We start from the raw sequence: 23,686 nt of genomic DNA, 5'->3' as shown, positions 1-23,686 counted from the left end.
TTTGTTTAATTTGCAGAAACCACTCAGAGTATCTCTGGGTGGTTTTTTTATGAAATGAGCTTTCCTATTAATGTAACGATTTGGGGAAACTTTTGCCTATGGTCTACAAGTCGATGAGAAGCGGAAATAGCGGGGTTTAGATGAAGGTTTTGTTAAAAGTTTAAAAACCTATTTTTTATTTTATAATTGGCTATAATAGTGGTTTTTGGTTTGGGTGCCCTAGCACTGGCATAAGTATTGGATTTAATAGAGTGAATTAAAATCAGAACAACTTTTAAATAATAATCACATGACTACTACTAAAGCAACACTCGACAATCATCTGAAGCTTGATAATAAAGCAATGAAAAATGTATCAGATAAACTGAACGATTTATTGTCTGATTACCACATTTTCTATCAGAATGTACGAGGGTTTCACTGGAATGTAAAGGGTGAAAATTTCTTTGACCTGCATGAAAAGTTCGAAGAATTGTACACCAGATTATATGAAAATATAGATGAACTGGCTGAACGAATCGTGACCATTGGGTTTAATCCTTTGCACTCGTATTCTGACTATTTGAAAAATACCATTCACAAGGAAATCACCGACGTGAGCAGTGGTTCTGAATGTGTAAAACATGTTGTTGATGGTTTGGGTATTTTAGCCCAAAGCCACAGAAAGGCCGCTAAAGCAGCTGGGGATGCTGATGATATCGCCACTGAAGATTTGCTTACAAATTTCGTAGGTGACCTCGAAAAAAGAATGTGGATGTTTACCAAATTCGCCGAATAATTATCCAAAATAAAACACCTAAAACCGCAGTGAGAGCTGCGGTTTTTTTTGCAGTTCATAGAAAAAGCGGCAGAGTTGTGCTGCCGCTTTCTTAAAAATAGTTCAAAAAACTAAGAATGGAAGTGTAGACTTCTAACTTAAGGAATTTATGCAAAATTCCACACACTTTTGAACTTCTTTTATCGCATCTGAACCTTCAGGTATCTGATACTCTAACTCAATGGTAGCCGGGAACTTATACTTATTTTTTGACATGGTTTCCAGCAGGGCCGGGATAGGCGTATCTCCTTCACCCCATGGAAGATTTCCCTTGCCATTTGCTGGAGTCTGCCTGTCTTTGGTGTGCATGCTGAGGATACGTTTGTGCTGCTTTTTTATCAATGCCATCAGGTCGGTATGCCCAGCAGCTATATAATGTCCTGCATCCAGATTGAGACCGTTTTTTTTACTTTGCGCGAGTGCGGAATCCCAAAATGTAAAGGTTTCTTGCTCATGACCATGATAACCTACTGACATACCATATTGCTCACCCATTTTGCCTAACCTTAGCGTATGTTTATCATTTGAAGGATGCTCCAAGGTGACATGCGATGCACCCAGAGCTTTGGCGGCATTCATTCCATAAGCGATTTCCGAATCCGGGGCATTAATGCCAAAGGCACTCGGCTTGAAGGCATAAATACTCACCCCTGCTTCATTATACATTTTCCTGAGTTTTTCAAAAGGCGCAGTTCCTACGCTAGCTCTCCAAGCTGCTGCCTCCTTGCTATAGGAATCCATCTGAGATTGCATATCAGCAAGCATCTTTTGTTCATCAGAAGTAAGTTCGCCTGCATCTCTCTGCTTTCGCCTCAACCCATAGAGTTCACGCATATTTACAGGGTTTTCGGGCATACCCGCAAATGATTCCGCTGGTCCTCCCATTAATTCAATAGCAGAAATCCCGCATTCTTTGACATACTGCAGCGTGGCTTCAGCAGACTGGTCAGGCAGAGATCGGAAAGAATAAGTGATGCACCCGATCTGTACTCCATTTACTAGGGAATTCGGTTTGTTGTATGACTTTATAAGTGCAGGAGCGCCATGTAGCCAAGATGGAGATGCGGCCAGTCCGGCTACCCCCAAGGCGGATTTGATCAGGAATTCTCTTCTGTTTTTCATGGTATTTAGGGTTGTAATTGTACGAAATTTGAATATACGGAATCTTGCCAGTAACCTGATTTCCCGCGTTTAACAGGAAGGGAGCGCCAAGTCAAAAGTTCATAGCGACCTCCAGTTATTATCCTCCGATTCCTATATTTCTTTAGGCTCATTTCTGGTAAGAAAGCAAGTAATCCTTTTTGAAAAGGCTATTTAGACCAAACAAATTACTATTATTTCAATCTGATCCACGGATTTTTAAAAAAATGAGGCCTGTACTTTTTTTGATTGGCAAATAGCTTGTTTGAATGTTTGGTATCTTGCAGGAACATTCAGTCTCCATCAGCCCCATGCAAAAATCAATCTTCCAGCGGATCAGTGATCAGGAGTTTCTCCATGAGTTGCAATTTCAGAGTTCCAAAAGCAGTGGTCCTGGGGGACAGCATGTGAATAAAGTAGAGACTAAAATCCAGCTCAGTTTCGATGTAGATAACTCTGCTATTCTCACGGATTCTGAAAAAGACCTGCTCCGGCAAAAACTGGGAAATAGAATTACGGATGCCGGGATTTTACAAATTCAAGTGCAGGAAAAACGCTCCCAATTGCAGAATAAGCAATTGGCCATATTGAAGTTTGAAGAGATGCTGCGCAAAGCCTTCGCCAAAAGAAAACCCAGAAAAGCTACCAAACCCAGCAAAGGAGCAATCGAAAGAAGGTTAAAGGCGAAAAAGAATCAAAGTGAGAAAAAGGCCAATCGAAGTTGGAAAAGGGATTAAGTACCTATTTTTTGGATTTCATCCAGCGTATAGCTCACAGTTCCACCTTTTCGGGAAGCTACCAAAGCCCCAATTTTACAAGCAAAATCAAGCGTTGCTTCATGGTCTTTACCTGCCAAATAGGAATAAATAAAACCACTGAGAAAAGCATCTCCGGCCCCTATGCTGTCTTCGACTTCCACACGATAGCCTGAATGATGAGTAAACTGACCGTTTTGGTAAATGGCAGCTCCTTTGGCCCCCATGGTGATGCAGATGATAGTTAGGGGGAAGTGCTTATCCAGATGTCCGCACAGGCTTTTAGGATTGGGGTCAGTACTGAAGTATGCAGCGAATAGCTCCAGCTCATCCTCATTGATTTTCAAAATATCAGTCAAATGCAGAAGCTTTTTGATCACCTGAAAATTGTAGAATGGAGGTCGTAGATTTGCATCAAATATCCGAAGGGTTTGATGCTGGAGTAGGCGCAGTAAAGTCTCCAGACTCGGCTGATTTCTTACACTTAAGGTACCAAAAACAAAGGCTTCAGCGCTTTGTGTAGCCTGCTCTAGCCTATCATTAAAGGAGATAAAATCCCATGCCACTGGGGATACAATGGTATATTTCATGTTTTCCTTATCCGAGGTATCCACCAATACTTTGGAAGTGGGTTGGTTATGATGCACCTGGATTAGCTCTACAGAAGCTGGGAAATCCTTCAAGAATTGCAGTAAATTTTCTCCATCTTCATCATCTCCCACAGCAGAAATCAGCTGGGCATTTAAACCTAGCTGAGTCAGATTAAGCATTACGTTCATAGGGGCTCCACCGGGCACTGGGCAAGATGGGAGGCAGTCCCAGAGCATTTCACCGAAGATCACTACTTTGTTGCTCATGACTTAATGAATGTTTTGGTGGATTTCTTCCAGGGATCTTCCTTTAGTTTCTGGCATGCGATAGCGAACCCATAGCAGCTGCCAGACCATCATAACGGCGAAAAACGAAAAGATATACCCAGGTCCGAATTGGTTGACAAAGAATGGAAACACATTCGCGATGATGGCCGCCAAAATCCAGTGCGTGAAAGATCCGATAGACTGACCGTAGGCACGGAGTTCGTTGGGGAACATTTCGGATATAAATACCCAGATCACCGAACCTTGCCCGATAGCATGCGAAGTGATAAATGCAAATACGAAAAAGGGTAGCCAAGAGGAAGGAATACCAGTACCCAAGAAGTTATATGCCATCAATGAAAGCGAGATAATATAGCCCACTGAACCAATGTACATGAGTTTCTTCCTTCCAATGCGGTCAATCAGGTATAGTCCGAGGAAGGTGGCGAGAAGATTAACCACGCCAATCCCAATTGTAGAAATCAGCGCGTTTTCAGTGGAAATTCCTGCCATTTCAAATACCCTGGGAGCAAAGTAAATAATGGCGTTGATCCCGGAAAGCTGGTTGAAAAAGGCAAACATAATGGCCATAAGCGTGGTAGGGAGAAATCGCTTTGCGAAAATAGCTTTAAAACTTCCGGCTTGCGTGATCTTTTTTTCTTCTGCTATGGCCAGTCGAATGGCCTCATCCACTCCATCGGGATCGGTGCGTGCCAAAATAGCTCTAGCCTCTGCTTCATTATTTTTCTTTCCGATGAGCCATCTTGGACTTTCCGGAATTCTAAATATCAAAATACTGTAGATCAATGCAGGAATACCCTCTACAGCCAGCATCCACCTCCATTCCTGGGCTATTTCTGCGGTTCCTATCAGATAGTTGGACAGGTAGGCGATGACTATGCCAAAGACTATATTGAATTGATAAAGCGCAACTAACAAGCCGCGGTTTTTAGCTGGAGCTATCTCTGAGATGTACATAGGGGCAACTACCGATGATGCACCTACGCCCAGGCCTCCGATAAACCGAAAGAGAGTAAATGAGGTAACATCCCAGGCCAAACCCGATCCAATAGCAGAAATCAAGTAGAAAAGCCCGATCCAGAGTAAACTTTTCTGCCTTCCGAATCTGTCCGCAGGAATACCACCTACTAAAGCTCCGATCACTGTACCGTAAAAAGCGGAAGCTATAGCCAATCCGTGCATCCAGTCGCTAAGTGCCCAAACTTCCTGAATAGCCCGCTCAGCGCCCGAAATTACCGCTGTATCAAACCCAAATAAAAAGCCGCCCAATGCGGCTGTAAGCGAAATGAAAAAGGCGTAGGTTTTGGAAGACATGATTTTGGGTTTATTGAATAAAGGATGCGCTAAACTAAGTAGAAGGGGATAAAATCAAAACACCGGCTGAGCAAATCCAGTCATTTTATCGGAAAGGATACACTAAACTCCCAAACCGCTCGACTATAGCTTTTTCAAGGTTTTCTCTATGATCAGGATGAGCTATTTTCATCAATTCATAGGCCCGCTGTCTCAGGTTTTTACCGTAGAGATTTACTACACCATATTCAGTGACCACATATTGCATGTGAGCTCGAGTGGTGACCACCCCCGCGCCTTCTTTGAGGAAGGGGACTATTTTGGAAGCTCCTTTTTTGGTGGTAGAATTTAAGGCCATGATGGGTTTGCCGCCTACCGATAGAGATGCTCCACGCATGAAGTCCATCTGTCCACCTACTCCAGAATACTGGTATCTGCCTATGGAATCCGCACAAACCTGACCTGTGAGATCCATTTCCACGCAGCTATTGATAGAGACTACTTTAGGGTTTTTTCGGATCACGGCAGTATCATTGACATAGGCTGCTTCATGAAATGAAAACTCCGGGTTATCATGGATGGTATCATACAATTGCTTGGTTCCTACGGTGAAAGCCGATACTATTTTACCCGGATGCTTCTTTTTGTAAGCATTGGTGATGGCTCCTGATTTCAGCAATTCCAGTACTCCATTTGAAAACATCTCTGTATGGATTCCCAGATCTTTGTGATGTTTCAAAGAGTTCAAAACTGCATCAGGAATAGCTCCTATTCCCATTTGTAAAGTGGATCTGTCTTCGATCAGTTCAGCGATATTTTCACCTATTTTCTGCTCGATTTCTGAGAGTTTTAGTCCATAATCCACCTCTGGCAAAGGAGCATCCACATGTATCGCGGCAGCAAACTTGGAAAGGTGAATCTGACTGTCTCCATGAGTTCTTGGCATTTGCTTATTGACCTGGGCGATGATGATCCGTGCAGTCTCAATGGCAGGCTTGGCCACATCTACTGAAGTTCCCAGGGAGCAAAACCCGTGGGCATCAGGTTCAGAAACCTGTATTAGTGCTACATCGAGTTTGAGGATGTTTTGTCTGAATAGGTGACCTATTTCACTGAGGAAGATGGGTACATAACCGCCATACTCAGAATTGGCTGACTTTCGTACATTTTCTGAGACAAATAGGGAGTTCATAAAAAATGCCTTGTGACAGTCCTGCTCCACCAGTGGCATGGGCCCGAGTGTAGTGATGGAGACGATTTCTACATTCCTCAGATCGTTTTTTCGCGCTGCCAAAGCATATAAAAGTGCGGTAGGGGTAGCGGCACTTCCATGCACAAAGACGCGATGGTTACTTTTAATCAAGGAAACGGCTTCTTCTGGTTGGGAATAGGATATCATAGTTTATACTGGTAAAAAAGGATGGTAGGGTTAAAAACAGTAAGGAATGAAAATGAAACTAGCAATCACTTAATGTAGGACCAACTTCAAAGATTTCAAAATCAATTTGTCCAAATAATATTCCGTATGGCTGCTGAGCGGAAAAGCCCAACCCTTTTAAATTGTTATATTTGTTTCCCGAAAAAAATGGAATTCTACAGCCATTTGATATCAATCTAACCAACTAGAATAAAAACCTAAAATGAGTAGCCTACCGCAAGTTTATAAACCCAAAAACCACATTCGAATAGTCACTGCTGCCTCCCTTTTTGATGGACATGATGCTGCCATTAACATCATGAGGAGGATCATCCAGTCCACGGGCTGTGAGGTTATTCATTTAGGGCACAATAGATCAGTGCAGGAGATCGTGGACTGTGCTATTCAGGAAGATGTGCAGGCTATCGCTATTACTTCATATCAGGGCGGTCACGTAGAGTTTTTCAAATACATGTTTGATTTGCTTCAGGAGAAAAACGCCGGGCATATCAAAGTTTTTGGAGGGGGAGGTGGTACCATACTTTCAGAGGAAATAGAAGAATTGCACCAATATGGTATCAGCAGAATTTATTCTCCGGATGATGGCCGATCCCTGGGATTGCAGGGCATGATCAATGAGTTAGTGGAGAAAAGCGATTTTCCCATTGGCAAAGACCTGCCTGCTGACGCTGATTTAAGCACTACACATAAAGGATTGGTGGCCAAAGCGATTTCTGCCTTTGAAAATTATCCGGAAGAATCGAAAAAGCTGATAGCTAGTGTTCGAGAGAAAAGTAAAACCTCTTCTATTCCTGTTTTGGGAATAACAGGTACAGGTGGAGCCGGGAAATCCTCTTTGGTGGATGAGTTGGTCAGAAGGTTTTTGCTGGACTTTACCGATAAAACTTTGGCCATAATTTCTGTAGACCCATCCAAGCGAAAAACGGGAGGAGCACTGCTTGGAGATAGAATTCGCATGAATTCCATTCACCACCCTAGAGTTTACATGCGCTCGCTTGCTACCAGGCAGTCCAATTTGGCACTTTCAAAGTATGTACAAGATGCTGTGGACACGGTGAAAGCTGCAGGATATGATTTGGTGATTTTGGAAACTTCTGGCATAGGTCAGTCGGACACCGAGATCATAGAACATTCAGATTTGTCGCTTTATGTGATGACACCTGAATATGGGGCAGCTTCTCAGTTGGAGAAGATAGATATGCTTGATTTTGCCGATGTGATTGCCTTGAATAAGTTTGACAAGCGTGGGGCTTTGGATGCGCTGAGAGATGTCAAAAAACAATACAAGCGAAATCACCATCTTTGGGATACCAGCGATGAGGAAATACCGGTCTTTGGTACCATTGCCTCACAATTCAATGATCCTGGTATGAATACGCTTTATCGCACGCTTTTCCGCAGGATTTCTGATAATTTCCCAGCTTTTAAAAGTGAATTTGAATTCAATTCAGAAACGAACGAAAAGCTTTTTATTATTCCTCCAGCCAGAACCAGGTACCTATCTGAGATAGCTGAAACCAACCGGAATTACGATCTCTGGGTGGAAGAGCAAAAGGAAATCGCCCAGAAATTATATAGCATAACCAAATCTATAGAGGCGATCCAATCTGCTCAAGTAGAGGATCAGGATAGGCTGGTCAAAGAGCTGGAAGAAGTGTATGCTCAGGTAGAGCTTGAATTTGATCCAAAAAATAAAAAATGGCTGGAAGACTGGGCTGCTGAGTCAGCCAAATACCAAGAAGACTTCTACGTATTCAAGGTCAGAGATAAGGAAATCAAGGTCAAAACTTATGCTACCTCTCTGTCAGAAACACGCATTCCGAAGATTTCCTTACCTAAATATGAAGCCTGGGGTGATTTGCTAAAGTGGGGACTTCGCGAAAATGTACCGGGTAAATTCCCTTACACTGCAGGTGTATTTCCTTTCAAAAGAGAAGGAGAGGATCCCACCAGGATGTTTGCAGGAGAGGGCGGCCCAGAGCGTACCAACAAGCGCTTTCACTATGTGTCCAAGGATACACCTGCTAAGCGCCTATCCACTGCATTTGATTCTGTGACCTTGTACGGGGAAGATCCAGATTACAGACCGGATATTTATGGGAAAATCGGTAACTCTGGCGTCAATGTCTGCTGCCTTGATGATGCAAAGAAGCTTTACTCAGGCTTCAATCTGGTCAATCCTTTGACCTCAGTTTCCATGACTATCAATGGTCCCGCTGCTACCATGACTGCTTTTTTCATGAATGCGGCGATAGACCAGCAATGTGAGCTATACATCCATGAAAATGGGCTGGAGGAAGAAGTAGAAGCTAAGATCAAAGCCATCTACCAGCAAAATGGCCTAAGCAGACCCGTCTATAATGCTTCCCTACCGGAAAATCATGACCGACTTGGCTTGATGCTATTAGGCGTAACTGGTGATCAGGTGCTGCCTGCAGAGGTTTACCAGAAGATCAAAAAAGAGACTATAGCCAAAGTAAGAGGAACGGTACAAGCCGATATTCTCAAGGAGGACCAGGCTCAGAACACTTGTATATTTTCCACTGAATTCTCACTTAGATTGATGGGGGATGTGCAACAGTATTTTATAGAAAATGCCATTCGGAACTTCTATTCAGTTTCCATTTCAGGTTATCATATCGCAGAGGCTGGAGCCAATCCCATCACGCAGTTGGCGTTGACACTTTCCAATGGATTCACCTACGTAGAGTACTACGCCAGCCGGGGTATGGATATCAATCAATTTGCGCCAAACCTTTCCTTCTTTTTCTCCAATGGAATAGATCCTGAGTATGCGGTGATCGGCCGAGTAGCCAGAAGAGTCTGGGCAAAGGCGATGAAACTGAAGTACGGCGCCAATGAACGCTCGCAGATGCTGAAATATCATATTCAGACTTCAGGACGCTCTCTACATGCCCAGGAAATAGACTTTAATGACATCCGCACTACCCTGCAGGCTCTGTATGCGATTTACGATAACTGTAACTCTCTGCACACCAATGCTTATGATGAGGCGATTACCACGCCTACAGAGGCCTCCGTTAGGCGGGCGATGGCTATACAGTTGATTATCAATAAGGAATTGGGGCTTACCAAAAACGAAAACCCTATACAAGGGGCTTTCATTATAGAGGAATTGACAGACTTGGTAGAGGAGGCCGTATATGTGGAGTTTGATAGAATTACGGAGCGGGGAGGAGTTTTAGGAGCTATGGAAACCATGTATCAGCGCGGTAAAATCCAGGAAGAAAGCATGCATTACGAGATGCTGAAACACACTGGTGAATTTCCAATTATAGGTGTGAACACCTTCCTTTCCTCCACGGGATCTCCTACCGTAAGCCCAGGAGAAGTCATACGTGCTGAAAAAGAAGAAAAGGAAGCTCAGATCGAGACTCTCAATAACCTTCATGCTTCCAATCCTGCAAAAGTGGAGGAGCATTTAGAGAAACTGAAGCAGGCAGCGGTCCAAAACCACAATATTTTTGTGGAACTAATGGAGGCAGTAAAGTATTGTTCTTTGGGACAAATCACCCATGCACTCTATGAAGTGGGCGGACAATACCGGAGAAATATGTAAGTGAGACCTCAATCAACTGAAATCAAGTAAAAATTTATAAAGAACCAAGAGAAAGCATTATGGCTAAAAGAAATGTAACTGTTCGTATGAAAGCGGATCACGAATATGATGCAGTTAATCCCCAGGGAAATGTAGTAAATATAGACATGTATGACCCAGAGGATAAAAAGGCCCAATCACCGATGGAATTGATCTTGTCGGCCTTAGGATCCTGTGCATCTGTGGATGCAGTACAGATGATGAAAAAGAAGAGAAAAACGGTAGAGGACCTTATCGTAGAAGTAGAAGGAGAGAGAAATGATGGGATTCCGGCTTTTTATACCGCTTTTAGTTTGAAATTTATTTTGGTTTCACCTGATGCCAAAGAAGAGGAGTTTGCCAAGGTGGTAGCGCTATCTGTAGATAAGTATTGCTCGGTTGCTTCCTCACTCAAAGCCCCAATCACCTACACCTCTGAAGTAAAAAGACCGAAATGAGAGTAGTTCAAGAATTTGTTCAGGAGGATATACGCATCAGTGTATTCTCCTGGAACAATAAATACATCATGAAGTTTGAGCTAGGGCCTATGGAACAGACCTTCAAACTCAGTGAAATGGATGTGCTGGAGGAAAAGGACCTGGAGATTTTTTGGACTGGAGGTTTTTTCGAGAAAGTGAAGCAACGCTTCAAGGAAATGGGAAATTCATTTCGTGCGGAGGCTGAAAATTTATAATTTTCGACCTAGCCTTTATCCCAATGACCAGACAGTTACCTTGGATTTTCATCCTTTCACTTTTTACTATTGCCTGTAGCTCCTCTCCATCAGAATCCGAGAATGATGAAGGTGTTCGATTAGATGAGTTTATCATCGAAGAGATGGAGGGAGAGCTTCAGGTGCTCAGTGATGAGATTATTCTGCTGAAAGACCATTTTGAGTTTCTGCTGGCAAATCGTGATAGTTTATTGCCATATGCCAATAAGACCAAGTATGAGTTAGTAGATGGGTTTTCGGTGAATACTCCTTCTTCAGACTCTACCTTGAGCTCAGTGGTGATAATGGAGTCTACCCCTGACTATGAACGAGCCTTAGAAAATGTGCATCTTACCAATGCCATGGACAGTGCTTTTTATAACATTTATCATAGATACGACATTCTCGCGCAAGCCTATTTCAACACTGCAGATCAAATGTCCCGGGTTTTTCCTGCTTACGATGCGAAGACCTTATTGGAACCTGACCTAGACCTCTCCAATTTCAATTTTTACTACGAAGCAGATGAAAAACATAATCCTTCTAGGGGCCCGGTCTGGATTCCCGAAGTATATATTGATCCCGCTGGGCGGGGATGGATTTTGTCATTGGTACAGCCAGTTTATGATGGAGATGAATTGTATGCAGTGATAGGTCTGGATATTACGGTGGATGACATTATCAATCATTTTTTCTATCAGGACGAAACAGACTTTTTAATTGTAAATTACAAAGGCGATATCGTGGGGGGAAATGCCTCGGCTATTGAAGCACTAAGTTTTCCACCGCTGTTGAATCATGTGTATCGGGAATCAATCCGGGCTGATAACTTTAGGATTTCGGATTATAATTTATTCAACAGTAAAAACCGGGAAGTACGTGAGATGGCGAAGGCTTTTATCCTGGAGAAGAAAAGCAAATTCGAGTTTGAAGATACGTTCAGCCCAGAAGTAGCCTATTCCGTACCATTCAACTTGTTGGATTGGTATTTATTGGAAATCAAGTCCAAGCCCTGATGAGGAAAAAATTAACTTTTAAACGTGAATTCTGGCTAACCGTCTTACTGGGTGGAGGCTTAGTAGTTTTGGTGATTGCTTTGGGCGTAAGTTTTTTCAGGGCTATTACTGATACTCAGATCGAGTCCAGAAAAGAGTTTTTGCGCCGGCAGACCGAACTTGCAGCTTCTGGGATCGAACTGGAGATAGATCGTTTTGAAGAAGAGAGCAAGTATATCTTGGCTTTTTTGATTGACGATGGCTTAGACGCAGAGGATTATAAAGCAGAGCTCACCGCCCTCACCAGACGATTGTTCAATAGGTATCCGGGTTTAATCGATACACTGTATATGAACTTAGCTGATTCGGCAGTGTACTTTACCATGACTGATAGAAATGATTTTATCAGACAGAGGTTAAAGCAGAAAATCCCCAGTCATGTTCAGCAGGAGTCCTTATTGAAATTGTCCAGCCACGATAATAGATTTCAATTGACCTTTACATTAAACCTGGTTCGGTTTACCCGTGACTTTGTCACGCATTATTATTTAAATGATGGAGGGGTTAAGCTGTTGTCTTTGGATAATTCCCTTCAGAACCTTAATCAACGTGCGAGGTTTGATCATCTGGAATTTGATGAGGAAAGCCATAAAGCCATGGTACAAGATTATTCCATAGGGGTAATCGGGATATATGAGGTGGACTGGAAGGATAATGAAAGGTCTGGAGAGGGTATTTTGGTTCAGTATCCTTTTGATTATGGAGATTTGGTGGAGCATGCTTCCCTACTTTTTATGATCGAATCTGAAACCATTACCAGTGGGGTTTACAGTACCTATTTTTTACTTTTTATAGGGTTAATACTCCTGCTCACCGGGACGGTGGTTTTCTTTACCATTTCCCTTCAGCAGAACTTGGAGTCCCAGCGTACCTTGAAAAAGAATTCAGAGGAAATATCCGAGCTTTTTGACCAGCAGAACCTATTGCTCAAAGAGCTGAAAGGATTTATATTTTTCCATAATTATAAAGGGGAAATAACCCGCGTATCCAATGAAGTAGAGCAAGTCCTCGGGCATAGCAAGAAGGAATTTCTGGATGCTTTCTCGGGTACTGTGTTTAATTCTGATGTGTCTAAAGTTAAAGATCTAGTCATAGAAGCTTTGGGTGAAAACAAATCGTTTATAGACCTGGAGTATGAATTTCGCAAGCCTTCCGGAGAAGTAGTGCAGTTGAGATTGTTTGAGAAACTTATTTTTGATGCAGAAGGCAGGTTTAATGGGGGGCTAGGTATATGCACAGATGTTACTACTCAGTACAATAGCCAGCAAGAATTGATAGAAAGTGGAAAAAGGCTTCAAAATCTGATCGAAAACATACCGGACATTCTTTTCATTTTTGATAATTCAGGGATCATTCTTGACTTTTATATCAAAAAACAAAAATTCATTTCATCATCTCCTGATTTAAAAGGAAAGTCTCTCTTTGAGATCCTTCCGGAAGGTGACGTTACCAACGTGAGAATAGCGTTTGATAAAGCAAGGGAAACTGGACAAATCCAAACCGTAGATTTGGAACTGGAAGGAGAGGATGGAAAGCAGTTTTTTGAAGTGCGGTATTTTCCACTGGATGATCAGCAGATGATGTCCATTACCAAAGAAATTACCAGTCAGCGAATTTGGGAGCAAGGCTTAGTGGAGGCGATGAATGCTGCAGATCAGGCCAGTAGAGCCAAGTCGGAATTCCTGGCCAATATGAGCCATGAAATCCGGACTCCCATGAACGGTTTGCTAGGAATCATAGATTTGCTAGAGCAGACCGATTTGAATGAAGAGCAGCGGGAATACCTGGAGATCATCCAAAACTCCGGAAATTCACTATTGCGTATCATTAAGGATATTCTGGATTATTCGAAAATAGAGGCTGGTAAAATTGACATCAACCCTATGATATTCTCACCAGCAGAGGAGCTGGATAAGCAGGTTGATATTTTTTATGGACTGGCACAGCGAAAGGATATCAAACTTATCACAAATCATGGACCGGGAACTTCCGATATGATGGAGGCAGATGCCGGTAAAATCAATCAGATAATTCTAAATCTAGTAGGAAATGCCGTCAAATTTACTCCCAAAGGGGGAGAAGTAAAGGTTTTCCTAGAACTAGAGCAAATTTCTAAGGATCTCTTCTATCTCAAATGTGAGGTAAAAGACAGTGGCATAGGCATAGCTAAAGAAGCTATCCCCAAATTGATTGATCCGTTTTATCAGGTTGAAAGTTCCAGTTCTAGATCTTTCCAAGGCACAGGACTAGGCCTGGCGATAGCAAACAAAATTGTGGAGTTAATGGGAGGGGAGTTGACTATTTGCAGTGAGCCTGGGCTAGGGTCTACTTTTTCCTTTTCTGTACTGACCAAAAGAGCGGAAGCCGGGAAAATGGATATCAAGGAAAGTTCTCTACCAGCCCGAACCAATTGGAATGGAATGGCTGAGGAGTATCCTATTAAGTTGCTTTTAGCAGAGGATAATGAGTTGAATTTGCAATTGATGACTTTGATGCTGGAGCAGCTGGGGTATGAGTTTGAGGTAGCCAAAAATGGCCTGGAGGTGTTGGAGCTAGTGAAAGCCAAAGAGTATGAGTTAGTGCTGATGGATGTACAGATGCCAGTGGTCAATGGTCTGGAAGCTACTCGTAGGATAAGACAGCTCGCAGAAAAAGGGAAAGTCTATGTGATAGGATTGTCTGCAAACGTTTTTGATGAGGACCACAAAAAAGCAGAAGATGCCGGAATGGATGATTACTTAAATAAGCCTATTCGATTGGCGGTTTTGGCGGAGAAACTAAAGGAATATGCCTTGAAAGTCCGACAGCTGAAAAGCAATTAAAAATAGCCGGTGGAAGCCGGCTATTTTTGATTTAAAGCGAAGTGTTGATGTTAAAAGCCTCCAGGTAATCTGCTACCCGCTTCACAAATTTCCCTCCTAAAGATCCATCCACCACACGGTGATCGTAGGAGTGCGAAAGAAACATTTTGTGCCGGATTCCGATCACATCACCTGTTGGCGTTTCGATTACGGCTGGTTTTTTGACGATCGCACCCACGGCCAAAATTGCTACTTGTGGCTGGGGAATAATCGGAGTGCCCATTACATTTCCAAAAGAACCTACGTTGGATACCGTATATGTGCCTCCTGCCAGATCATCTGCTGTAAGTTTGTTGTTTCTAGCTCGATTAGCGAGTTCATTTACTTTTTTGGCAATTCCTACGATATTGAGCTGATCCGCATTTTTGATGATGGGCACGATCAGATTTCCACTAGGAAGTGCCACAGCCATACCCACATTGATGTCTTTTTTTACAATGATTCTGTCACCATCGACTGAAATATTGATCATAGGGAAATCTCTGATCGCCTTGGCCACTGCTTCTATAAAAAACGGGGTGTAAGTGATGGATTCGCCGAATTTAGCTTTGTAGTCCAGTTTATTTCGCTCTCTCCACAGTACGATATTGGTCATATCTGCTTCTACAAAGGATGTGACATGAGCAGAAATACGCTTTGATTCTATCATTCTGGACGCGATCATTTTTCGCATCCGGTCCATTTCTATGATTTCGTCTGTTCCCGAAATACTTGTTGCGGAAATAGGTGCGGAGATGGAAGGCTGTGATTCTTCTACTGGTTTCTTGGCATTTTTAGAAGCCACATAAGTCAGCATATCTTGTTTAGTCACTCGTCCATCTTTTCCCGTTCCGGCTATCTTGGCAAGTTCACTTGCAGAAATCCCCTCTTCCTTGGCTATACTCTGGACCAAGGGGGAATAAAACCTATCATCCTCTGGTTTTTGGGGTTGGTTTTCAGGGGGATTTATCAAAGCTGCAGTATTCTCCGGAGCCAAATCCATCAGCTCTGCTTTTGGGTCTTCCGGCTTTATTTCTTCAACTGCTTCTTCTACTTTATCTGAAGTTTCGATCAAAGCAATAGGTGCACCTACAGCGATAACATCACCTTCTTTGGCTAGAATCTGTTTCAGTATACCTCCATGAGTAGATGGGACCTCTGTATCTACCTTATCAGTGGCTACTTCCAATACAGACTCATCTTGCTCTATCGTGTCGCCTTCATGCTTTAGCCAGGCGAGCACGGTGCCCTCTATGATACTTTCGCCCATTTTGGGCATCAGCATTTCTACAATTGCCATGGTAGTTATTTAGTGAAATATTGGGTTTTTATTCAACAATTAAAATTAAATTTTATCGAATAGAGTGCAAAGCCTTTCAATGAAAATTTTATTTGTTAAATTTTTGAAAAACATATTCTTAATAAATTAAGCACTGCGACAGCAGTTAATTGTATGTTCAGAAGTCGGTCCTGTGTCAGTTGCAATTTCTTGGTTTCCACCTGATCTCCCATAGCACAGGCAATCCAAATCGTACCCACAGGTTTTGATTCTGTCCCGCCATCTGGACCGGCAATCCCGCTGCTAGCTAACCCTATATCTGAACGAAATAGAGAACGTACTCCTGTAGCCATTTCTTTTACCGTCTCCTCACTTACTGCACCGAATTTCTCCAGAGTAGTTTCCTTTACACCTATGATTTCGGACTTGAACTGGTTATGATATGGAACTACTGATCCTTGGAAATAACTGCTACTCCCTGGGATAGAGGTCATCAAATGCGATATATATCCTCCCGTGCAGCTTTCTGCTAAAGCTACTGTTTTCTTTTTAGTTGTCAAAAGCTTCGCTATGGCAGTCTCCAGCGTTTCCGTATCGTAGCCATATACATACTCATTGATTTTAGGCAGGACCAGGCTGATTTGCTGGGCTATGGCCTCCGTGATTTCGGCTTTATTTGTACCAAAGCCAGTCAGCCGTAGCTTAACATGGCCATGGGATGGGAGGTAAGCCAGACGGATGTTTTTAGGCAAAGCATTCTCCCAATCTCTGATCAAATCTGCCAACCAACTTTCTCCAATGCCTACAGTCTTAATCATGCGATGCACAATTATGGGAAGCTCAAAGAGCACCGGCAGTTTTGGAAGCACAAAATCCTGCATCAGCTTTTTCATTTCATGTGGTACGCCGGGCATAGACATCCAATAGGTATCATGCTGCTCAAACCACATCCCGGGTGCGGTCCCAACCTCGTTTGGCACATAAGTGCAGCAAGCAGGGAGGTGACCTTGGAGTATATTCAGTGGGGTGATCTCTCTTCCTCTCTTTTTGAAAAATTCTGTGACAGCTTCTACCGCCTCTGGGTTTTCCTCAATAGGGCAATCAAAATATTCCGCCATCAGTGGTTTGGTCAGATCATCCTGGGTAGGACCTAGGCCACCGGTGATCAGGACCAGATCTGCTCTGGATTCGGCGGCACTGAAAGCTGCTAAAATGTCCTTTCTATCATCACCTACGGTAGTTTTCCTGACTACCTTTACTCCCCTAAGATCAAGTTCTTGACTGATCCAGTGGCTGTTCGTGTCCATGATCTGACCATAGAGTAGTTCGTCACCTATGGCTATTATTTCTGCTCTGACTACTTTCATCTTACATCTGATTTGCGAAGGATTTTGGTGAATAGTGTAGGTACAAATCGTTTGAGGTAAATGCCCATTTTCTCTTTGCCTCCTATATAGGCTTCTAGTTTTTTAGCTTTGAGTGCTGTATAAATTTCCTTTGCACAGTCCTCGGCACTCATTCCATTTTCTTGGGCATTATCCATTTCATTGAGCGGGGTGCCATCAGCAGTTAAAGCATTCTTTGAGACATTTGTTTTGATAAATCCGGGACAGAGCATGGTCACAGCTATATTGTCCCGGTAATGTTCCTCACGCAGTGATTCGAAAAAACCATGCAGCGCATGCTTGGAAGCGGCATAACTTGACCTGAAAGGTGATCCGAATTTTCCTACCAAAGAGGAGATCACACCAAATTGGCCGCTTTGCCTTTGGATGAAATGGGGTAGCAATTCTTTCGTTAAGGCCACAGTACCAAAGAAGTTGACTTCCATGATTTTTCTGTCTATTTCCAGGCTAGTTTCACGAATCAGGGAGCGCTGACTAATGCCGCCATTATGTAGAATAGCGTCTATCTGCCCAAATGCCGCGATAGCTTCAGCTGTTTTTTCCCTGAAAGTGGATTGCTCTGCCAAGTCCAGCGGCAGCACATAGCAATGTTCAGGGTTTAGACATGCAAGCTTGACTTGATTCAGTGCAGCTTCGTTTCTTGCCGAGAGGATTAAATGCCATCCTTCTTTAGCATATTGGTAGGCTGTGGCTTCACCGATTCCTGAAGAGGCTCCGGTGATCCAAATAACTTTTTTGGACATTATTTTGGGGAAATTCTTTCGTATGTAATGAAGGTAAAGGGGTATAGATGCCGTTCATCTGCCGGGTGATGGTCTTGGAAAGTTATTTTCCACTTCGTTTTGTCAAATTCGGGGAACTTGGTGTCCCCTTCGGGCTTGGCCTTTACCTCGGTGAGGACTAGCTCATCGGCCAGCGGCAAGGTCTGCTTGTAAATTTCCCCTCCACCTATCACATAAAGATGATCAACGCCCATTTTTTGAGAGAAAATAAAGGCATCTTCTACAGTTTGAAATACATAATGGCCTTCAGGTACTTGGTATTCAGCATTTCGGGTGACTACTAGGTGTGTTCTATTGGGGAGTGGCTTTCCAAGTGATTCAAAGGTTTTTCGTCCCATGAGGATGTAATGACCGGAAGTCAATGCTTTAAACCTTTTGAAATCATCTGGGAGTCTCCAGACCAAGTCATTTTCTTTTCCAATAATATTATTTTCTGCCAATGCAGCAATGAGAGAAATCTTCATATGTGTTCTTATTGCCTTGAAGATAACAGGCAGGAAATCTTGAAAAAATAAAAAAGGACAGAATTAATTCTGTCCCATTGAATTCATGAGGTTTGGATATTCTGCCATGGTAAAGGTTTTGGGTGCATTTTCTTCGATTTCTATCACTTTCATATCCACTTTACTTCCATCGGTTGAGGTATAGGTCATTTCCATAAAATTTCCTTTGGGAAGATCTTTAAATCGTTCCGCATATTTCTCCTGTGCTTTGGAAGTCATCATAGGACTATTGCTACTCCAAAATGCCTGGTATCCTCCTATCGGCTCTTCAGTGACCCAGTAATAACCTTCTCCATCTTTACTCTTCACATGGTACTCTTCACAAGTGTACCCGAGGATGTCTTTGGTGTTACCGGTTTTCTCAAGAACCATATCCTCATCTTCTAGATTGGAATCGATTTGTTCTTCAGTCATTTCATCCACACCATCCAGATCCAGTTTGTAAGCGAAGCTGGACTTTTCCCCTTTATTATCCAGAAATAGCACTGATGCCTGGTTTTTAGTATCGAAGACCATGGCTGTAGTTGCGTCCGGATTTTTAGGATCATTCAGCTCCATCCCTGTATATTCTGCATTTTCCGCCAAATAGGACTTCAACTGCACGGGATCCTGTTTTTTACCTTTTTCATCGGTGGAGTTGAGCTCTAGCACTACATAGCCAAGGAATGGATAAGCCTCTTCTGTATCCACAGGCTCACCTAAACCTTTCATGATTTTGCTCATATCCATTCCACTGGAACCAATCGAGTCCTCACCATACATATCAGTGAAAATCTTCTCGATTTGCTTTTGAGCCATTTTGGAAGCTTCTTCCTCCACTTTGTCTTCTATGGCTCTTTCAATCCCCCGATTGGCAGCTTTCTGGATTTTCTTTAGAAATTGAGCTTGGGAGGGGAGCGTCGTGAAAAGTAATAGTGCAGAAAGAATGTAAATAAATCTTAGCGTTTTCATGATCAAACAAATTTTGAGATAGGTTCAATTTCCTAAAAATCAACGTAATATCGAAATATTTACGGATGATATTTTCTGTGTTCGCACTTCCTAAAACTTATACCCGCGTAATAAATCTTCCGTTTTCATTCGCTTTTTCCCTTCTATTTGTAGTTCTAGTATGTCAAGCATTCCTCTGCCTGTCTGAACTTTCAAAAAGTTCTTATTATCTGTAGTAAGTTCCCCCGGTTTAAGGGCTGAATTTCCTGGAGTTAAAACCCTGGATTTGAATATTTTACATATTTTTCCGTCAAATTTAGTCCAAGCTCCTGGATAGGGAGAAAGCCCTCGTATCAGGTTATGAATGCTTTCAGCTGAGTTTTCCCAGTTGATTTCACAGGTTTCCTTGAAAATCTTCGGGGCGTGATGGATGGCTTTTGATTCATCCTGAGGATAGGATTTCACCTTGTCTTCTGCGATGTCTTGCACAGTCTGAAGTACTAGTTTGGAGCCTACATCCATCAATTTTTGATACACTGAGCCTAGATTATCCTCCTCGAGAATCTGTACTTTTTCTTGGTAAATAATACTCCCAGTGTCGATTTCATGCTGCAAAAAAAAGGTAGTAACTCCCGTTTCCTCGTCCCCATTGATAATGGCCCAGTTGATGGGAGCTGCGCCCCGATAATCCGGAAGCAGTGAGGCGTGCAGGTTAAAAGTACCCAGTGGCGGCATGCTCCAAACAGCCTCAGGAAGCATTCTAAACGCCACCACTATCTGTAAATCAGCGTTTAATTCTTTCAAATTGCGTTGGAATTCTGGTGATTTCAGATTGGTAGGCTGCATAATATGCAGTCCATGTTTGAGGGCTGCTTCCTTTACCGGGGAGGGAACTAGCTTTTGTCCACGGCCTTTTGGCTTATCAGGAGCAGTGATCACACCGATTACATTCCACCCGTTTTCTACCAACAGTTCCAAAGCAGGGACGGCGAATTCCGGCGTGCCCATATATATTATTCGGAGATTCTTTTTCATCGCAGGATTAATTTGAGGATCGAAATTTATGATGTTCGATTTTTATACTCAATCGTAAATAAGGTATTTGGTACGAAGCGTACTGTACTTTTCCAAATCCGCTTTCCAACTTGCAGTGATTTCAGCCTCGCTTTTGCCGGCTATGATCATGTTTTTCAGCTGATCTGTACCAGCTAGGGTGTTGAAGTAATTGGTGAAAAATGCCTGGCCTTTACCGGATTTTTCATAAGCATCAAGTAGGTATTTAAGAGAAAACCGGTGAGTCAACTCTTCATTTCTTAAATCGACTCCATAGCATATTTTGTCTTGATGTTTGGGACTTTTAGACATTCCGTCAATGCTCACAGGAGTAAAGGTGAAATCACCGAATTTTGGATCGGGGTAGCCGTAAACCTGAAATGGAAAGTAGGTACCGCGCCCCAGTGAAATCACAGTTCCCTCAAAAAAACAGGTACTTGGATAGAGCCGGATAGAAAGGTCGTTAGGTAAGTTAGGAGAGGGTTTTACAGGAAGTGCATAAGGAGTGTCGTGATTCCAATTGGCGACAGGAATCACCTGCAAATCTGCGGTTACACCAGCTTTCAGCCACTTTTCACCATTGATCATTTGTGCCAATTCTCCTACGGTGAGCCCATGTACTACTGGTATGGGATGCATGCCTACGAAGCTTTCGAAGCCTTTTTTCAAAACCGGACCTGCGATGTAATCTCCATTGGGGTTGGGTCTGTCAAATATCAATACTTGTTTGCCGTTTTCGGCTGCTGCTTCCATCAGGTAATGCATGGTGCTGATGTAAGTGTAAAAGCGTGTGCCTACATCCTGCAGGTCAAATATCAGGAGGTCGAGGTCTGCGATTTGCGCAGGTTTTGGCTTTTTATTATTTCCATAGAGTGAAATAATCGGAAGGCCGGTTTTGGCATCTACTGAATTATCTACTTTTTCCCCTGCATCTGCCTGTCCGCGGAAGCCATGCTCTGGGACAAACACTTTTTTTATGTTTACGCCTTTTGCCAAAAGGAAATCAACCACATGCTGGTTGCCGGACTGGGGAAGTATGCTGGTTTGGTTTGCTACTATGCCTACATTTTTACCCTGAAGCAGCTCCAGGTATAGCTCGGGCTGCTCCGCTCCTGTGCGAATAGGGTTTTGCTGAGCTTGCGATTCAGGGGAATGTGTAAGAAAAAGGAGTGTAAAACTCAAAAAGTAGATAAAGGGTGTAAGTTTCGTTTGCTTCATGCTATTTTGCGGACTGATTAAACAAATTAAAGCAGTCCTTTGAACCTTTCCTATTTCATTGCCAAAAGAATCAGTTTTAAGAATGCTGGGGGATTTTCGGCCACCATACACAAGATAGCTGTAGGCAGTTTAGCGCTAGGGCTTGCGGTTTCGCTTTTGGCTTTTATGGTTTTGGGTGGATTTCAGGGCACTGTTTCTGAGAAGGTGTACGGCTTTACTGGCCATTATCAGGTGCAGCGGTTTACCATGAGCAATTCTTTTGAGGAGGCTCCCTTTTCGGTGGATTCTAGCTTTTTTCAGACTTACGAGCAACACCCTTTTATCACCAAGGTCCAATCTTTTGCCCATAAAGCCGCTCTGATCAAAGGTGAGGAGGAAGTGGAAGGTGTAATAATGAAAGGAGTGGGGCAGGACTTTGATTCGCTCAGTTTTAAAAAATATCTCACCGAAGGAAGGCTGATCCACATTCCGGATCAAGGTAGCAGTAATGAAGTCATGCTCAGTAAGCACATTGCCAATAAACTGCTATTGAGTGTGGGGGATAAAATCACACTTTACTTCGTCCAGGACCCGCCAAGATTTAGAAGGGTAGAAGTAGTTGGGATTTTTGAAACTTATCTGGAAAACTTTGATGAGAAGATTGTAATCGGTGAACTTCAAACTATCCGAGTATTAAACGATTGGAAAGCAGATCAAATAGGTGGGGTTGAGATTTTTGTAGAAAACCAAAATAACCTGGATGAATATACTCCTGAAATAGAGGGTAATATGAATTTTGATTTAAAGCTAATCCGAAGTGATGAGAAGTTTTTGGAGATCTTTGATTGGCTCAAGCTATTGGATACCAATGTGTATGTCTTTGTAGGTTTGATAGGTTTTGTTGCGATTTTCAACATGGGCGCTATCCTGTTTATTCTGATCATGGAGCGAACGCAAATGATCGGCCTGCTAAAAGCTCTAGGGGCTTCTAATATGCAGATCAGGAGGATATTTTTCTGGAATGGGATCAATATACTATCCCGAGGTCTACTGATCGGCAATGCGATAGGTTTCGGGCTGGGCTTTCTCCAGAAGTATTTCAAGCTGGTCCCTCTGGATCCTGCAAGTTATTACATGGATTATGTACCCATCGTCTGGAATTGGCCGGTTTTTCTGATGCTAAACTTGGGGATTACTTTGCTGACGGCAGCGGTACTCTGGATACCAGTGATGGTGATTTCACGGGTTAATCCTATACAGTCGATACGCTTCGATTAGGCTGGTAGGGCTTAAAGAGGCTTTTGACTTTCATCCAGATTACTCCAAAGACCGCTTCTTTAAATATTCCTCTGCTCATTTTTGAAGTGCCTTTGGTACGGTCAGTAAATATAATCGGGACTTCTATGAGTTTATAACCTAGTTTCCAACTGGTGAATTTCATTTCAATCTGGAAAGCATAGCCGACAAACTTCACTTCATCGAGTTTGATTCCCTCCAATACAGACCTGTGATAGCATTTGAATCCTGCAGTGGCGTCTTTCACCGGTAAACCTGTTATGAATTTGACATAGACACTTGCAAAATAGGACATCAATACCCTTCCCATAGGCCAATTGACCACATTCACTCCAGTGATGTACCGGGAGCCTATGGCTAAATCAAAGGTGCGGTCTGCGCAGGCTTCGTATAGTCTGATTAAATCCTCAGGGTTATGGGAAAAGTCAGCGTCCATCTCAAAAATGAAATCATATTTCCGCGCTAAGGCCCATTTAAATCCTGTGATGTAGGCAGTTCCAAGGCCTAATTTGCCCTGGCGCTCTATGAGGTGCAGTCTATCTGGAAAAGTGAGTTGTAGTTCTTTGACCAGGTTACCCGTACCATCTGGACTGCCGTCATCTATGACCAAAAGTTCAAAATCACCCTCCAATTGCATGATGCTTTGGATCATTTCCTGGATATTCTCCATTTCATTGAAGGTGGGGATTATGACGAGTTTGTGGTGCTTCATAG

General features: G+C 42.8%; 20 protein-coding genes. 8 read left to right on the top strand and 12 right to left on the bottom strand.

Translation table 11 applies throughout. The features are described from left to right. The first annotated feature begins 289 nt into the window (after positions 1–289). Complete coding sequence (locus PBT90_RS09710) at positions 290–778, top strand: Dps family protein (RefSeq protein WP_264810233.1); 489 nt, start codon at positions 290–292, stop codon at positions 776–778. 132 nt (positions 779–910) lie between these two features. Here the strand turns inward: PBT90_RS09710 and PBT90_RS09705 are convergent, their stop codons facing one another. Then, the gene (locus tag PBT90_RS09705) at positions 911–1,939 is read right to left on the bottom strand and encodes a sugar phosphate isomerase/epimerase family protein (protein ID WP_270132984.1); all 1,029 of its coding nucleotides are present in this window, start codon (positions 1,937–1,939) and stop codon (positions 911–913) included. Positions 1,940–2,226: 287 nt separating this feature from the next. On the opposite strand from PBT90_RS09705, the gene arfB reads away from it, so the two are divergent. Next, on the top strand, positions 2,227–2,694 hold the full coding sequence (arfB, locus tag PBT90_RS09700) for an alternative ribosome rescue aminoacyl-tRNA hydrolase ArfB (RefSeq protein ID WP_270132982.1): 468 nt from the start codon (positions 2,227–2,229) through the stop codon (positions 2,692–2,694). On the opposite strand, the gene PBT90_RS09695 is transcribed toward arfB, so the two are convergent. The 3 genes from PBT90_RS09695 to PBT90_RS09685 form a co-directional block, all read right to left on the bottom strand. Next, positions 2,691–3,569 carry a carbohydrate kinase family protein gene (locus PBT90_RS09695; protein WP_270132979.1) on the bottom strand — a complete coding sequence of 293 codons (879 nt, stop codon included), beginning with the start codon at positions 3,567–3,569 and terminating at the stop codon, positions 2,691–2,693. The two genes, arfB and PBT90_RS09695, sit on opposite strands and share 4 nt — an antisense overlap. Positions 3,570–3,572: 3 nt before the next feature. Next, positions 3,573–4,904: a sugar porter family MFS transporter gene (locus PBT90_RS09690; protein ID WP_270132977.1), complete on the bottom strand. Its 1,332-nt coding sequence runs from the start codon at positions 4,902–4,904 to the stop codon at positions 3,573–3,575. Positions 4,905–4,989: 85 nt separating this feature from the next. Next, positions 4,990–6,282 (bottom strand): acetyl-CoA hydrolase/transferase family protein, encoded by a 1,293-nt coding sequence (locus PBT90_RS09685; protein ID WP_270132974.1) that lies wholly within the window; start codon positions 6,280–6,282, stop codon positions 4,990–4,992. Positions 6,283–6,523: 241 nt separating this feature from the next. Between PBT90_RS09685 and PBT90_RS09680 the strand changes: the two genes are divergently transcribed. The 5 genes from PBT90_RS09680 to PBT90_RS09660 are packed head-to-tail and all read left to right on the top strand — an operon-like array spanning position 6,524 to position 14,508. Then, a complete protein-coding gene (locus PBT90_RS09680; RefSeq protein ID WP_264810227.1) occupies positions 6,524–9,901 on the top strand; it encodes a methylmalonyl-CoA mutase family protein in 3,378 nt (1,125 codons plus the stop codon). A gap of 59 nt (positions 9,902–9,960) precedes the next feature. Then, complete coding sequence (locus PBT90_RS09675) at positions 9,961–10,377, top strand: OsmC family protein (RefSeq protein WP_264810226.1); 417 nt, start codon at positions 9,961–9,963, stop codon at positions 10,375–10,377. Beyond that, positions 10,374–10,613, top strand: a complete 240-nt coding sequence (locus tag PBT90_RS09670) for a hypothetical protein (protein WP_270132970.1) — start codon at positions 10,374–10,376, stop codon at positions 10,611–10,613. The genes PBT90_RS09675 and PBT90_RS09670 overlap by 4 nt, the downstream gene beginning before the upstream one ends. A gap of 23 nt (positions 10,614–10,636) precedes the next feature. Continuing rightward, on the top strand, positions 10,637–11,647 hold the full coding sequence (locus PBT90_RS09665; protein WP_270132967.1) for a PDC sensor domain-containing protein: 1,011 nt from the start codon (positions 10,637–10,639) through the stop codon (positions 11,645–11,647). After that, positions 11,647–14,508, top strand: coding sequence for a PAS domain-containing hybrid sensor histidine kinase/response regulator (locus PBT90_RS09660; RefSeq protein WP_270132965.1), 2,862 nt, complete (start codon positions 11,647–11,649; stop codon positions 14,506–14,508). Before PBT90_RS09665 ends, PBT90_RS09660 begins: the two co-directional genes overlap by 1 nt. Positions 14,509–14,539: 31 nt before the next feature. On the opposite strand, the gene PBT90_RS09655 is transcribed toward PBT90_RS09660, so the two are convergent. From PBT90_RS09655 to PBT90_RS09625, 7 genes are all read right to left on the bottom strand, one after another. Further along, positions 14,540–15,826 carry a dihydrolipoamide acetyltransferase family protein gene (locus PBT90_RS09655; protein ID WP_264810222.1) on the bottom strand — a complete coding sequence of 429 codons (1,287 nt, stop codon included), beginning with the start codon at positions 15,824–15,826 and terminating at the stop codon, positions 14,540–14,542. Between the two features lie 95 nt (positions 15,827–15,921). Then, the gene (locus tag PBT90_RS09650; protein ID WP_270132962.1) at positions 15,922–17,172 is read right to left on the bottom strand and encodes a competence/damage-inducible protein A; all 1,251 of its coding nucleotides are present in this window, start codon (positions 17,170–17,172) and stop codon (positions 15,922–15,924) included. Next, positions 17,169–17,954: an SDR family oxidoreductase gene (locus tag PBT90_RS09645; protein ID WP_270132960.1), complete on the bottom strand. Its 786-nt coding sequence runs from the start codon at positions 17,952–17,954 to the stop codon at positions 17,169–17,171. Before PBT90_RS09645 ends, PBT90_RS09650 begins: the two co-directional genes overlap by 4 nt. Next, positions 17,954–18,457, bottom strand: a complete 504-nt coding sequence (locus tag PBT90_RS09640; RefSeq protein ID WP_270132958.1) for a dihydrofolate reductase — start codon at positions 18,455–18,457, stop codon at positions 17,954–17,956. Before PBT90_RS09640 ends, PBT90_RS09645 begins: the two co-directional genes overlap by 1 nt. A gap of 63 nt (positions 18,458–18,520) precedes the next feature. Continuing rightward, on the bottom strand, positions 18,521–19,447 hold the full coding sequence (locus PBT90_RS09635; RefSeq protein ID WP_264810218.1) for a DUF4412 domain-containing protein: 927 nt from the start codon (positions 19,445–19,447) through the stop codon (positions 18,521–18,523). Between the two features lie 90 nt (positions 19,448–19,537). Continuing rightward, positions 19,538–20,461, bottom strand: a complete 924-nt coding sequence (fmt, locus tag PBT90_RS09630) for a methionyl-tRNA formyltransferase (RefSeq protein ID WP_264810217.1) — start codon at positions 20,459–20,461, stop codon at positions 19,538–19,540. A 48-nt stretch (positions 20,462–20,509) separates the two neighbouring features. Further along, positions 20,510–21,697 carry an exo-beta-N-acetylmuramidase NamZ family protein gene (locus tag PBT90_RS09625; protein ID WP_264810216.1) on the bottom strand — a complete coding sequence of 396 codons (1,188 nt, stop codon included), beginning with the start codon at positions 21,695–21,697 and terminating at the stop codon, positions 20,510–20,512. 39 nt (positions 21,698–21,736) lie between these two features. Between PBT90_RS09625 and PBT90_RS09620 the strand changes: the two genes are divergently transcribed. After that, positions 21,737–22,954, top strand: a complete 1,218-nt coding sequence (locus PBT90_RS09620; protein WP_264810215.1) for an ABC transporter permease — start codon at positions 21,737–21,739, stop codon at positions 22,952–22,954. Here PBT90_RS09620 and PBT90_RS09615 read toward each other — a convergent pair. Further along, a complete protein-coding gene (locus PBT90_RS09615) occupies positions 22,929–23,684 on the bottom strand; it encodes a polyprenol monophosphomannose synthase (protein WP_264810214.1) in 756 nt (251 codons plus the stop codon). The genes PBT90_RS09620 and PBT90_RS09615 overlap by 26 nt on opposite strands. Positions 23,685–23,686 lie beyond the last annotated feature (2 nt).

Origin of the sequence: Algoriphagus sp. TR-M9, from assembly GCF_027594545.1 — a bacterium.
GTDB classification, from domain to species: Bacteria; Bacteroidota; Bacteroidia; order Cytophagales; family Cyclobacteriaceae; genus Algoriphagus; species Algoriphagus halophytocola.
Note: the sequence above shows the minus strand (reverse complement) of the source record. Positions and strands in the feature narration are given on the sequence as shown.

Bases quoted from the DNA above. Each gene is read 5' to 3' on its own strand.
- PBT90_RS09710 (WP_264810233.1), top strand. From the start codon at position 290: ATGACTACTACTAAAGCAACACTCGACAATCATCTGAAGCTTGATAAT.
- PBT90_RS09705 (WP_270132984.1), bottom strand. From the start codon at position 1,939: ATGAAAAACAGAAGAGAATTCCTGATCAAATCCGCCTTGGGGGTAGCC.
- arfB (WP_270132982.1), top strand. From the start codon at position 2,227: ATGTTTGGTATCTTGCAGGAACATTCAGTCTCCATCAGCCCCATGCAA.
- PBT90_RS09695 (WP_270132979.1), bottom strand. From the start codon at position 3,569: ATGAGCAACAAAGTAGTGATCTTCGGTGAAATGCTCTGGGACTGCCTC.
- PBT90_RS09690 (WP_270132977.1), bottom strand. From the start codon at position 4,904: ATGTCTTCCAAAACCTACGCCTTTTTCATTTCGCTTACAGCCGCATTG.
- PBT90_RS09685 (WP_270132974.1), bottom strand. From the start codon at position 6,282: ATGATATCCTATTCCCAACCAGAAGAAGCCGTTTCCTTGATTAAAAGT.
- PBT90_RS09680 (WP_264810227.1), top strand. From the start codon at position 6,524: ATGAGTAGCCTACCGCAAGTTTATAAACCCAAAAACCACATTCGAATA.
- PBT90_RS09675 (WP_264810226.1), top strand. From the start codon at position 9,961: ATGGCTAAAAGAAATGTAACTGTTCGTATGAAAGCGGATCACGAATAT.
- PBT90_RS09670 (WP_270132970.1), top strand. From the start codon at position 10,374: ATGAGAGTAGTTCAAGAATTTGTTCAGGAGGATATACGCATCAGTGTA.
- PBT90_RS09665 (WP_270132967.1), top strand. From the start codon at position 10,637: ATGACCAGACAGTTACCTTGGATTTTCATCCTTTCACTTTTTACTATT.
- PBT90_RS09660 (WP_270132965.1), top strand. From the start codon at position 11,647: ATGAGGAAAAAATTAACTTTTAAACGTGAATTCTGGCTAACCGTCTTA.
- PBT90_RS09655 (WP_264810222.1), bottom strand. From the start codon at position 15,826: ATGGCAATTGTAGAAATGCTGATGCCCAAAATGGGCGAAAGTATCATA.
- PBT90_RS09650 (WP_270132962.1), bottom strand. From the start codon at position 17,172: ATGAAAGTAGTCAGAGCAGAAATAATAGCCATAGGTGACGAACTACTC.
- PBT90_RS09645 (WP_270132960.1), bottom strand. From the start codon at position 17,954: ATGTCCAAAAAAGTTATTTGGATCACCGGAGCCTCTTCAGGAATCGGT.
- PBT90_RS09640 (WP_270132958.1), bottom strand. From the start codon at position 18,457: ATGAAGATTTCTCTCATTGCTGCATTGGCAGAAAATAATATTATTGGA.
- PBT90_RS09635 (WP_264810218.1), bottom strand. From the start codon at position 19,447: ATGAAAACGCTAAGATTTATTTACATTCTTTCTGCACTATTACTTTTC.
- fmt (WP_264810217.1), bottom strand. From the start codon at position 20,461: ATGAAAAAGAATCTCCGAATAATATATATGGGCACGCCGGAATTCGCC.
- PBT90_RS09625 (WP_264810216.1), bottom strand. From the start codon at position 21,697: ATGAAGCAAACGAAACTTACACCCTTTATCTACTTTTTGAGTTTTACA.
- PBT90_RS09615 (WP_264810214.1), bottom strand. From the start codon at position 23,684: ATGAAGCACCACAAACTCGTCATAATCCCCACCTTCAATGAAATGGAG.